Genomic DNA, 12,648 nt, shown 5'->3' with positions numbered 1-12,648 from the left:
TTTTATGATTTGGTGTTGTTTGGGGTGGCGAGGTCTTTTTTTCTACGTTTCTATGCCTTTTCCCTTCTTTTCCTACCTACTTAAATTTTACACTGCCAAGCTTGAGTTTTATAGAAAAATAATATTGAAGCAGGGGACCTATTACGAAACCCGGAACAGAAATACCCACGATAGCGATAAACATGCTGAGATAGTCCAGGGGTTTATTGCGGTTTAGAGCCGCAACGATTCCTAAAGTAACACCCGCTATAGTAGCAAAAATAACAGCACGAATTCCCAGGTCTGCGGAATAAGGAAACGCCTGCCTTATAACTTCATTTACTGTTCTATTTTTATACCTCAAGGAATACCCCAAATCGCCCTTTAAAAGGTTTGAAAGGTACCTTATATACTGGACGTGAAGCGGTTTATCAAACCCGTAGTATTTCATCATGTTCTGTTTGATTTCCGGAGTAACTTTTTCACTCAAGAATGGGTCTCCCGGAAGGAGCCTTACCAGGAAAAAGACTATAGTTACAAGGACCCATGCTGTAATTAGAGAGACGATAAATCTATTCAGGATATAGCGGCCCATTTACTTACCTCCTTTTTTGCGGCTTTCCGATAAAACTTTATTATGATGAAATAATAAACTTTTAAAATTATCATAAACGGAGGTATATGTTAAACATATACCTCCGTTACAGAATAACCTAAACTTAATATTAATCATTCAAATTAGTTTTTCCCTTCAACATCGGCGTAGATAAAGTCTGGATCCGGGCCGATGAAATTCCTGACGAGGCCTGTCACATAATCTTTCTTTGTCCAAGCCCTCTGCCTAAAGTAGACAGGTACAATCGGCCCTTTCTCGAGGAGCAGTTTCTCCGCCTCGAACATCGCATCAGCACGTTTCTTGAAATCTGCAGTGGTCTTTGCAAATTTTACAAGTTCGTCATACTGCTTGTTGCTCCAGCCGGTATTGTTGTGGCCGCCGCCGGTTACCCACAGATCTATATAGGTCATGGGATCGTCGTAGTCTGGACCCCAGCCGGCAAATACGACATCGTAGTCCGACTTGTTCATAAGTTCAAGCCTCTGCTTGAAGGGGACCTGCTTTATAGTCATCTCAATACCCAGGTTCTTCCTGAGCATATCCTGGATTGTCTCCGCACTCATCTTAGACCTGGAGCTGTCGTCGGTCAGCAATTCGAATTTGATCTTGGACGGATCGCTGATCTTGAGCTCTTTCAAGGCTTTATCCAGGTATTCCTTGGCTTTTGCGGGATCGGCCTTCTTCGGATAGAATTCATACGGATACTCTTCCACGAACTTCTTTTCCACCCCGGAAAGGAGCGGCAACACGTATCTCGTTGCGGGATCCGATACGCCTCCCAGCACAGCCTTTATATAGTCTTCCCTGTCGATCGCAAAGCCGACAGCTTTCCTGAAGTTCTCATTAGCAAGCCATGGTTTGCCCGGCCTCTTTACGTTGAACTGGAGGTAGAACTCTGCACCATCGTAATAGAAGAGGGCCTTGCCTTCATTCTTCAGCTGCTCAACAAAGTCTGGTGGAATTCCTACGAAATCGAGTTCACCGTTTTCGTACATTTGATACGCTGTGTTGGGTTCGGTTACAACGAGTATTCTTACCCTGTCAAGCTTTATGGCATCTTTGTTCCAATAGTCGGGGTTCTTTTCCAAAACAAGTTCCTGTTCGTGCTTCCACTCTTTCAAGATAAACGGACCATTGTAAAGGAGTTTGTCAGCATCGGCTGCAAACTTTTCTCCCATTTTTTCTACGAAGTCTTTCTTAACCGGCATGAAGGATATGAAGCTCAACAAGCTTTCAAAATACTTAACCGGCACGTTGAGTTTGATTTCCAGCGTCTTCTCGTCGATGGCTTTCACGCCAACCTGGTTCGGATCAGTTATTTTGCCGGTGTTGTATTCCTCGCCGTTTACAATATAGTAGCCCTGAAAAGCATATTCCGATGCAGTTTTGGGGTCAAGGAGCCTCTTTATCGCATATTCAAAATCATAAGCTGTTACCGGCGAGCCGTCGCTCCACTTCGCATCCCTCAGGTGGAAAGTCCAGGTCTTCTTGTCTTCCGATACTTCCCACTTTTCAGCCATTCCGGGGTAAACTTTACCGTCGTGTACCCTTACGAGCCCTTCGAAAATGGCGTTTCCAACCATTATAGCGTAAGTGTCAGTGGCTTTCTGAGGATCAAGGCTTGGAACCTCCGCGCCAATCGCAAAGACCAACTCTTTTTCTTTAGACTGTTGCTCTCCTCCCTGCTGCTGGCTGCTCTGCTGGCCGCAACCGGCTAACAATCCCGCAACCAGCATCAGCACCAGGGCAACCGCTAGACTTTTCTTTAGCATTCAATCCCCTCCCATATTTTGTCAATTAATTGTTTTCAAAACCAAAGAAAAAATTATATCTTTGTCTTTCTATTCAATTTTTCTTCTATTCAACCCTCCTTCGAAAATATCCAAATTTTTTAACATCACTCTTTCTGGAACACGTCTTTAGGCCGCCGTTAATATATATATTCTTCAACGAAACCAAAAATCCTTCTTTTTAAAAACAACTCATTTACTCCAATTTTTACATCCAGGAAAGCCCCAGCCTTAAAGGCAGGGGCTCTCGGTCAACTCAAAAGTTCTTTTAATATTTTATTTACCAGCTGAGGATTTGCCTTGCCCCGGGTTTCTTTCATTATCTGCCCGACCAGGAATCCGAGAGCTTTTTCCTTGCCTTTTTTGTAATCTTCCACTGACTTTGGATTTTCTTCTATGACTTTTTTCGCTATCTTTTCTAGTTCCTTTTCATCCGATATTTGGGTTAAACCTTTTTCCTTGACGATAGCCTCCGGGTCCTTGCCGGTATCGAACATTTCCCTGAAAACTTCTTTGGCTATCTTTCCGCTTATTGTGCCATTATCGATCATTTTCAGCATTTTTACGAGCTGTTCAGGTTTAAAAGGTATTTCATCAACTTCTCTGCCGGTCTCGTTTAATATTCCCAGCATTTCAGACATTACCCAGTTGCTGACGGTTTTTGGATCGTGGTATTGGGAAACGCATTCCTCAAAGAAATTTGCAAGTGCCTTAGAAGCCGTTATGACTCCAGCGTCATAGGCTGGCAGTCCGTACTCCTCCATATATCTTTTTTTCCGAGCATCGGGCAGTTCGGGAAGTTCGGACTTAAGCTTTTCAACCCATTCTCTATCTATAACTATTGGCACCAAGTCGGGGTCCGGGAAGTACCTGTAGTCGTGGGCCTCTTCCTTGCTCCTTAGCGGAATCGTAATACCCCTTGCCTCATCCCAGCGGCGAGTCTCCTGGATAACTACTCCCCCCGATTCTAAAATTTCCCTCTGGCGCTTTTCCTCGTATTCGAGACTTCGCCGGACGGCCCTGAACGATCCCAGGTTTTTAAGCTCCACTTTCGTACCGAACTTGTCCGACCCCTTGGGCCTCAGGGAAATATTGGTATCGCATCTCAGAGAACCTTCTTCCATCTTGCAGTCGGACACTTCGATATATTGTAGGATGGTCTTCAACTTGTTGAGATAAAGCCACGCCTCTTCGGGAGTGCGTATATCGGGTTCAGAAACTATCTCTATCAGTGGTACTCCCGTGCGGTTCAGGTCTACCAGCGAGTAGGACTTTCCTTCCTCGTGGATGAGCTTTCCCGCATCCTCTTCTAAATGGATTCGGTTTATGCCTATGCGTTTTGGCTTACCATCTACTTCGATTTCGATGTAACCTTTTCTGGCCAAAGGCAAATCGTACTGCGAAATCTGGTAAGCCTTCGGCAGGTCGGGGTAAAAGTAATTCTTGCGGTCGAATTTGGAAAACTCCGGTATCTCGCAGTTTAACGCCAAAGCCGCTTTTATGGCGTATTCCACCGCTTTCTTATTCAGCACGGGCAAAACCCCTGGCATTCCAAGGCAAACGGGACAGCAGTGGGTGTTAACTTCGCCGCCAAATTCGGTGGTGCAGCTGCAAAACACCTTGGATTTAGTAAGAAGTTCTACATGAACCTCAAGGCCTATTACCGTTTCGAATTCCATTGTTACACCTCCATCCGTTATAGCGCAGGCTTTTTGGTGTGGAAATCGGTGGCCCGTTCAAAGGTATACGCCGCCCTTATTACCGTAGCTTCATCGAAGGGTTTTCCTATGATCTGAAGCCCTACCGGCAAACCACCGGAAAAACCGCAGGGTATCGAAATTGCAGGAAGCCCCGCCATGTTAACCGGAATAGTGCAAACATCTGACATATACATTTTCAATGGATCGCCGGTTTTTTCTCCTATCCTGAAAGCCGGAGTCGGTGCGGTGGGTGCTATAATTACATCGTACTTTTCAAAAGCCCTATCAAAGTCGGCCTTCACCAGCGTCCTGACCTTCTGGGCTTTAAGATAGTAGGCATCGTAATAACCCGAACTCAGCGCGTAAGTTCCCAGCATAATCCTGCGCTTTACTTCCCTGCCGAAACCTTCGCTTCGCGTTTTTTTGTATAGGTCTATGAGATCGTCGTAATCTTTCGCCCTCACTCCGTATCTGATGCCGTCATAGCGGGCAAGGTTGGAACTGGCTTCCGCCGGCGCTATTATGTAATAGGCCCACAGGGCGTACTCCGTGTGCGGCAGCGATATTTCTTCGACACAAGCTCCCAGGTTTTCAAAAACGCGCGCCGCAGACAAAACGGCCTCCCTTACCTCCGGCTCTATCCCTTCTCCCAGATATTCCTTGGGGAGACCCATTTTCATGCCTTTGACATCTTCCACAAGGCTTTTCGTGAAGTCCGGCACCGGTAAGTTCACGGAAGTGGAGTCCCTTTCGTCCCACCCTGCTATGGCGTTCAACACCATGGCGCAGTCAGTCACATCCTTCGTTATGGGGCCTATCTGGTCCAGGGAAGAAGCATAGGCCACGAGGCCGTATCTGGAAACCCTCCCGTAGGTCGGTTTAAGACCCACAACACCACAGTACGAAGCGGGCTGCCTTATGGAACCCCCGGTATCCGAACCTAAAGCGAATATGCATTCGTCCGCCGCCACTGCCGCCGCCGAACCGCCGGAGGAACCTCCCGGGACCCTGTCTACATCCCAGGGGTTTCTGGTCGCAAAAAAACCGGAATTTTCCGTGGACGAGCCCATCGCAAACTCGTCCATATTGGTCTTTCCTATTATTACCGCCTTTTCAGATTTTAATTTTTCGCAAACCGTAGCATCGTAAGGCGGCACAAAATTCGCGAGGATTTTGGACGCGCAGGTGGTTTTCAGATCTTTGGTACAAATATTGTCTTTTATGGCTACGGGGATTCCCGCCAGCGGACTTGAAAAATCCCCCTCTTTATCTACCTTCTTGCTTATTTCCAATGCTCTCTCTTTATCGACAGTTAAAAAAGCCTTTATGTCTTCCTCCACCTTATCTATCCTATCTAACACAGCTTTCGTGAGCTCTTCGGACGAAATTTCCCTCTTTGAAAGGAGCTCATGCGCTTCGTGGATGGTCAATTCGCTCAAATTCAACGCTTCTACCTCCGTTTCCGTTAATCTTCTATAATTCTGGGCACTTTAAAGAAGCCCCGCTCTTTTTCGGGAGCGTTCTTCAATACCTCCTCCCGCGGGAGGCTCTCTCTTACCACATCCTCGCGGAAGACGTTTTTAAGCGGGACAATATGGGCAGTCGGAGGCACATCGGTGGTATCAACCTCATTTAATTTGTCCATGTAATCCAAAATTAAGCTGAGCGTATTTGCCATCTCGGCTTTCTCTTCCTCTGAAAGATAGAGCCTCGCAAGATTTGCCACGTGTTCCACAGTCTCTATGGTGATCTTCACGCTTTCACCCTCTTTTTTAAAATTTACTCGTCCTTCTTTCTAACGGTTATAATTTTATCATTTCGGTATTGAATAAACAACCTTTTAGGAAAACATTAAATCATTTACACCCTTCAACGAAAAAGGACCTCAAAGGCGCATCTTTGGACAATACCGGCCCTTATACTGACCTTGACGATGGAGTGAAAATGTGGGCTATTCCAGTTCGATTATTAAAAGCAGCAGTTTTAGTTTGATCGCATCAGAGAGTTCCCGGACATCAAGGCCCGTCAATTTTTTTATTGTCTCCAGGCGGTTTGTTACGGTATTCCGGGAGATTTTCAATCTTCTGGCAGCCATACTGATATTTAGGTCACTTTCGAAGAATGCCCTTAGCGTCTGAAGGAACTTGGGCTTTTTTAAAATTTCTAAAACATGACTGTCGGGTAAAACGTTACAGATATAATTTTCTAATGCTTCCTTCGGTATACTGCTAATCAAAATTTCTAGGCTTACGTCGGTGACATAAATTACATTTGAAGAGTATCTTGTCCTTTCACCTATTAATAACGCCTTAATCGCTTCAAAATAGGATTTTCTCAGCCCTTTTAACCCCTGGTGAAATTTCCCTATCCCGGCTCTGAACCGGATCTGATCCCTTTGTAACAAAGATTCAAGCTTTTCAATACCCGCACTTACCTGTCTTTTAATCTCCCGGGTATCAGTCTTCCCCACAACGCAGAACACTGTAAAACTGCTGCTGCCGCTATACCCTATAATATTTTGCGGGTTATCAAAAGCCGTCTTTATGCAAGTTAAGAGATATTCTCTTTTTTTCTGCAATATCAGTTCCGCCTCATAATGGTCATTCACATTCAGGTCCTCTACCTTGATTGCAACACCAACCCTTGGAAGCTTCATATCAAACCCGAGAGCGGTTCCCCTTATCTCAAATAACTCCTCGTCCTCAAAATTTCCCATTACAAGGTCGTACAAGTAAAGCTCCTTTGCGTTTTGGTGCGCTCTGAATTGTTCGGCAAGAAATGCTTCCTGTAGCATGGTTTCCACCGATACTTTCAGAAGTTCTCCAAAAGGGCGCACTTGAGCAGGTTCTCCTGTAATACCTACAACTCCTACTATTTTTTCGTTCAAGTAAATGGGGAGGTTGACACCCGGTTTTACTCCTTCCAGGTTTCGAGCCATATCAGAAGTTATCTCTATGGGTCTCCTGGTTCTGATTACTTCCGCGGCCCCCTGGTGGAAGGTATTTAATCTCTTTTTATCACCACTTCCCACTATAATTCCCCGACTGTCCATTATATTTATATTGTAACCAAGGATTTTCATGGTCCTGTCAACAATGGTCTGAGCGTACTGATGGGTGATTTCCATTTTTATCACCCCTAACGCAAACTTTTTTATATGTAAATTCGCCTTTACAGCAGAAAAATCCTTTCAAAAGCTTAATGGATACCCTTACTTTTGGCAGAAGATTTTGCTGCCTCGCCTGCAGTGGACTTTCACCCCCATTCGAAGCCCGTGGTGGGCCGCACTAAAAGAAAAGCTAAAAGCTCGCGCGCTAAAACGCGCGAGCTTTTTTAAATCTTAAATCAATGGAATATAATGAAAAGTATCAGCGTTGTAATCAAGGTTATCAGACCTTCAAGAAAGGTAGCCATTGTCTGCGCTTTGTAAGCATCGGTAACCTTTAACCCCGAAAACTGCGATACGACCCAGAAGTAGCTGTCGTTGACATGGGATACTGTCATAGCTCCTGCTCCTATAGCCATCACTGTCAGAGCAAGGTCCATGGGTGACGTCAACCCAAGCTGGGGCAGCATGGGAGCTATCAAGCTAGAGGTGGTGACGAGCGATACCGTCGAGGAACCTTGGGCTGTTTTCAGCAGTGCAGCTATTATAAACAACAGAATTAAACCAAAAATTCCTCCTGATGTGCTTCCTCCCGCCAGCGTCTTAATATAGTCGGAAATAGGAGTGGCCGATAGCACTGCTCCAAGGGAACCACCCGCACCCGTTATCAGCAGGATTATCGCTGAGTCCTTTATTCCCTGACCTACCCAGTTCATGAGGGTTTCTTCGTCGAACTTCGGAAGGAGAGTCAGAGAAAGTAGCATACCTATCATGAGTGCATTAACCGGAGTACCGAGAAATATTATTAAATTACTACCCGGCCCGGTATACTTCGCAAACTTTGCCATTGAAGCAAGGGCTATAAGTAATATCGGTACTACAATTGGCATAAAGGATTTAGCCGTCCCCGGAAGTTTGTGGAATTGTTTTTTCAATTCATCATAGCTTATACCAGTCTGATCCATTTCGGATGGAATATTTTTCCCAACCCTGTAAGCCCACCAGAGGCCGGTCATAGCTGCCGGTATCGATACCAGCATGCCAACAAGAATTACAAGGCCGAGGTCCGCGCCAATGTTCCCCGCAGCCGCTATAGGCCCAGGTGTAGGTGGCACCAGCGTATGCGTGGCATATAATCCCGTGGACAAAGCAACCGCCATTATTGCCATTGGGATATTAGCTCTTTTAGCCAGAGCTTTGTTGAGGGGTGTCAGAATGACGAACCCCGAATCGCAGAAAACCGGTATGCTGGTAATATAGCCTATTATGCTCATGGCAAGAGGAGACCTTTTTACGCCTACTATGTTAAGTACCGCCTCTGCCATTTTTAATGCTGCTCCTGATTTTTCCATAATCGTCCCTATTATAGTTCCCAAAACGATTACGAGTCCTATATTTGTCATCAAATTGCCAAATCCCTGAGCTATCACCGGCCCTATAAATTCTACGGGCATTTTGCTCAAAAAACCTACACCATAAGCTGCAAGTAAGAGCGCCAAGAACGGGTGTATCTTTAGCTTTGCAGTAGCAAAGATGATAAATAGTATTGCCAAAACCACTATAAAAATCAACAAGGGACCTTGAACCATTACCGCCTTCGCGGCAGCCAGCTGTTCTGGTGTCATTTATCTTACCCCCTAGAAAAATATAATCTGAATACATTTTCAGAAGTTTTTTCGAGCAGCTCCTCCCCCCTTTCCATAGCTTCTTCCAGCGTCATAGGACCGCTTGTTATGCTGAAAAACGCCGTTATCCCCTCAATATAAAGTGCCTCATACCCTTCTTTTAGCGATCCCGAAAGGCACACCACCGGCGTTCTCCACCGGCGGGCGACTCGTGCAATTCCGAGCGGCACTTTGCCGTATAGGGTCTGGCTGTCCGTAGAGCCTTCGCCGGTAATCACTACATCTGCACCTTTTATTTTTTCTTCCAACCGGGCAATCTCCATGATTATCTCTATTCCCGGCTTCATCCTGGCTTCTAGGAATGCCATCAGAGCTGCCCCAAGACCTCCGGCGGCTCCAGACCCCGGGACATCCGCTACGTCTTTCCCGAGATCCCTTTTTATCATCGATGCCATATGCCTCAGATTTTGGTCCAGAATTTCCACCATTTCCGGCGTGGCACCTTTTTGAGGCCCGTAAACCGCAGAAGCACCCTGAGGCCCGCAAAGCACATTTTTTACGTCACACGCCACCACTATTTCAGCTTCCTTTGCCCTAGGGTCAAGCCTCGAAACATCTATTTTTGCTATTTTCGAAAGTTCGCCACCGCCGAAACCTATTTCCTTGCCTTCAGCGTCTAAAAAACTTATTCCAAGTGCCTGCGCCATCCCCACCCCACCGTCATTGGTAGCACTTCCACCTATACCTATTATGAGCTTTCTTGAACCGTAATCCAAGGCCGCCTTTATCAGTTGACCAGTGCCGTAGGTAGTCGTCTTCATGGGATTACGCTCTTCTGGTTTTAAAAGATTTAAGCCAGATGCCGCAGCCATTTCGATCACTGCGGTGCCGTCAGGCAGTACGCCGAAAAAAGAATCCGTTTCTCTGCCCAGAGGATCTAAAACCTTCGTTCTTACCATTCTACCACCAGCGGCGCAGATTATGGCCTCTACCGTGCCCTCGCCGCCGTCTGCCATTGGGACCTTATCTACATCCACCTTTACACCGACACAAGACGCTACCTTCAATATCCCCCTTTCGATGGCATTAGCAGCCTGCAAGGAAGTGAGGCTTCCTTTAAAGGAATCAGGTGCGATTAGTATCTTAACTGCTTTCATAAGTACCTCCAAGCTTAATTTTTATTTTATTTTATTCAAATTTTTACGAATTTCAAATATTCTCCATGCTCAATTATAACAAAAATCTTATTGCCTCTTTTGAGCAAAATGACAAAAAGCTTCTATCTGACATCCAAAATTGTTTCATGAAGGAAAATATATAAAAAAAGTGTTAATCTGCCGATAAAAATAGCTTAATTTGGTTCTGGCTTAAAAACAAAAAAAGCGGGTTTCCCCGCTCTCTAAACAATAGAATATTTCATCCCCGCTCGTATCTTTTCTCCCGATAGATTGTAAAGCTCGTCGAAGAAGCACACCTTGAAGCTCGCAGGCCCCCGAACTTCCGGTCTATTCGCTGCCAGTTCCCCGGCGAGGCCAAAAGCAACCAGGGCCGCAACGGAAGCTTTGAAGTAATCCCTTTCCACGCCGCAGAAGCTACCGATAACCGACGCCAGCATGCACCCCGTGCCGGTTATCGTTCCCATCCACGGGTGACCGTTGTCCACGAAAGCCACCCTCTCCCCATCTGTTACCACATCTCTGGCGCCGGATATCACCACGGTTGCTCCAAGGTTTTTCGCCATGTCTTTTGCGGCTGCGAGAAGGTTCTCGCTGCTGCCGACAGCCTCGACCCCACGGATCTCACCCCCTGCACCGGCAAGCACTCCTATTTCTGCGCTGTTCCCCTTTACTACGGATACTTTAACCTCTCCCAGTATCCTTTTTGCGCTTTCGGTCCTGAGGGGCGTGGCTCCAGCCCCCACCGGGTCCAGCACCACTGGTATTCCGAACTCATTCGCCTTTTTGCCGGCTTTTATCATGGACTCCACCTGTTTTGGCGTAAGAGTTCCTATATTCAGCACGAGGCCCGACGCCGCCTTCACCATGTCCTCCACTTCTTCCAGGGCATGTGCCATAACCGGCAGGGCTCCGAGTGCCAGCGTTACATTGGCGCAGTCGTTTACTGTCACGATATTGGTGATGTGATGTACTAGCGGCTTTTGATTCCTTACCTTATCAAGCAAACCTTCTATCATCAAAAATCACTCCTCTTAATTTTATTAACAATTAATCTTTTCCGTACCCAGGAATTTGGCTACCACGTCCATGGCGCAGAAATTTCCGCACATGGTGCAGGTCTTGGTATCTGAATTGTTCCTTTTTTCCCTGTATCTCCCGGCCTTTACCGGGTCGATGGCAAGTTTAATCTGGACCTCCCAGTCTAGGTTTTTTCGCGCTTTTGCCATTTCGAGGTCCCATTTTCTTGCTCCGGAGACGCCTTTGACAATATCGGCGGCGTGGGCTGCTATCCTTGAAGCTATAACCCCTTCCCTCACATCTTCCACAGTAGGAAGTCCCAGGTGTTCCGCGGGAGTTACGTAGCAAAGGAAATCTGCACCGGCCGCCGCGGCAATTGCTCCGCCTATGGCCGCCGCTATGTGGTCGTAGCCCGCCGCCACGTCGGTAACCAGCGGCCCCAGCACGTAGAAGGGCGCACCGTGGCAGATTCTCTTTTGAAGCTTTACATTCGCCTCAATCTGGTCCATCGGCACGTGACCCGGCCCTTCCACCATAACCTGCACCCCATGCTTTCTCGCTTCCTGCACCAGTTCACCAAGAACGATAAGCTCCTGGACCTGCGCCCTGTCGGTAGCGTCTGCAAGACATCCGGGCCGCAGGCCGTCCCCCAGGCTTAAAGTAATATCGTACTTCCGAGCTATCTCAAGAAGCTTGTCGAATTTTTCGTAGAGGGGATTTTGCCTGCCGTTTTTCAGCATCCAGCCTGTCAGGAACGCACCGCCCCTGCTCACTATGTCCGTAATCCTTCCTTCCCTGCGAAGCCTTTCCACGGCCTCCAGCGTGACGCCGCAGTGGACGGTCATGAAATCCACACCCTGTTCGGCCTGTTCTTCGATGACTTCAAAGAGTTCTTCTTCTGTAAATTCGACGACGCTGCCCCGTTCCTTCCTGGCCCGCACCCCCACTTCGTATATAGGTACAGTCCCCAGCGGTACGTGCATTTCTGCAAGTATGGCCTTCCGGATTGCTGCGATATCCCCGCCGGTGGAAAGGTCCATGATGGCATCGGCTCCCGCCTCGATTGCCGCTTTTGCCTTTAAGAGCTCTTCTTCAAGGTCAGCATAAGCTTCGGAAGTTCCGATATTGGCGTTGACCTTGGTCCTCAGGCCCCTTCCTATGCCGCAGGGTTTCAGGCCCCTGTGGTTCTTGTTGCACGGGATAACCGCGGTTCCATCAGCAATTGCTCTTCTTACCGCTTCGGCATCCACTCGTTCTTGTTCGGCCACCTCTTTCATCTCATCGGTAATTATGCCCTGCCGGGCGGCTTCCAGCTGCGTCATAAAAAACTCCCCCTTTAAAAACAAAAAATCGTACCCAGGGGTACGAACTCAAAAAGCAACCGACTACCCTCCCTACGCTGGCATTACCCAAACAGGTTCAAGGGTTCGGGAAAAATTCCCGTCTCAGCCGCTTTTCGCAGCACCCCCGGTAGTCTATATTAAGTTTTGCTAAAATTATATACAAAATAATACTTAAAGTCAATTAATTTTTCCCTTTCGTCTGTGTCAAGAGTTTGTAGGTAAAAAATTTTTTAAGCTGACCTCACCACTATTGTAAGTCCAGGTGACATAAATTTGATGTATTATATTGCCATT

The 12,648-nt window shown here is 46.9% G+C and carries 10 protein-coding genes and 1 riboswitch; all 10 genes read right to left on the bottom strand.

Annotated features, from left to right (window positions below; genetic code table 11):
- Positions 1-76 precede the first annotated feature (76 nt).
- A complete protein-coding gene (locus AN618_RS11650) occupies positions 77-574 on the bottom strand; it encodes an ABC transporter permease (RefSeq protein WP_245628513.1) in 498 nt (165 codons plus the stop codon).
- 143 nt (positions 575-717) lie between these two features.
- On the bottom strand, positions 718-2,367 hold the full coding sequence (locus tag AN618_RS11645) for a peptide ABC transporter substrate-binding protein (protein WP_066355370.1): 1,650 nt from the start codon (positions 2,365-2,367) through the stop codon (positions 718-720).
- Positions 2,368-2,636: 269 nt separating this feature from the next.
- Complete coding sequence (gatB, locus tag AN618_RS11640) at positions 2,637-4,064, bottom strand: Asp-tRNA(Asn)/Glu-tRNA(Gln) amidotransferase subunit GatB (protein WP_066355369.1); 1,428 nt, start codon at positions 4,062-4,064, stop codon at positions 2,637-2,639.
- A 17-nt stretch (positions 4,065-4,081) separates the two neighbouring features.
- Positions 4,082-5,530, bottom strand: coding sequence for an Asp-tRNA(Asn)/Glu-tRNA(Gln) amidotransferase subunit GatA (gene gatA / locus AN618_RS11635; protein WP_066355365.1), 1,449 nt, complete (start codon positions 5,528-5,530; stop codon positions 4,082-4,084).
- Positions 5,531-5,550: 20 nt separating this feature from the next.
- Entirely contained in the window at positions 5,551-5,841 is a 291-nt protein-coding gene (gene gatC, locus AN618_RS11630) for an Asp-tRNA(Asn)/Glu-tRNA(Gln) amidotransferase subunit GatC (RefSeq protein WP_066355364.1), read from the bottom strand.
- Positions 5,842-6,036: 195 nt separating this feature from the next.
- On the bottom strand, positions 6,037-7,212 hold the full coding sequence (locus tag AN618_RS11625; RefSeq protein ID WP_066355363.1) for a CdaR family transcriptional regulator: 1,176 nt from the start codon (positions 7,210-7,212) through the stop codon (positions 6,037-6,039).
- 218 nt (positions 7,213-7,430) lie between these two features.
- On the bottom strand, positions 7,431-8,816 hold the full coding sequence (locus AN618_RS11620; protein WP_066355362.1) for a GntP family permease: 1,386 nt from the start codon (positions 8,814-8,816) through the stop codon (positions 7,431-7,433).
- Between the two features lie 5 nt (positions 8,817-8,821).
- On the bottom strand, positions 8,822-9,973 hold the full coding sequence (locus AN618_RS11615) for a glycerate kinase (RefSeq protein WP_066355359.1): 1,152 nt from the start codon (positions 9,971-9,973) through the stop codon (positions 8,822-8,824).
- A gap of 242 nt (positions 9,974-10,215) precedes the next feature.
- Positions 10,216-11,010 carry a hydroxyethylthiazole kinase gene (gene thiM / locus AN618_RS11610; protein ID WP_066355357.1) on the bottom strand — a complete coding sequence of 265 codons (795 nt, stop codon included), beginning with the start codon at positions 11,008-11,010 and terminating at the stop codon, positions 10,216-10,218.
- Positions 11,011-11,034: 24 nt separating this feature from the next.
- Positions 11,035-12,333 (bottom strand): phosphomethylpyrimidine synthase ThiC, encoded by a 1,299-nt coding sequence (thiC, locus tag AN618_RS11605; RefSeq protein WP_066355355.1) that lies wholly within the window; start codon positions 12,331-12,333, stop codon positions 11,035-11,037.
- A 51-nt stretch (positions 12,334-12,384) separates the two neighbouring features.
- Positions 12,385-12,490, bottom strand: a riboswitch (TPP riboswitch).
- Positions 12,491-12,648: the final 158 nt, after the last annotated feature.

The organism is Fervidicola ferrireducens (assembly GCF_001562425.1).
Taxonomy (GTDB): domain Bacteria; phylum Bacillota; class Thermosediminibacteria; order Thermosediminibacterales; family Thermosediminibacteraceae; genus Fervidicola; species Fervidicola ferrireducens.
This window is presented reverse-complemented; position numbering and strand designations above follow the sequence as displayed.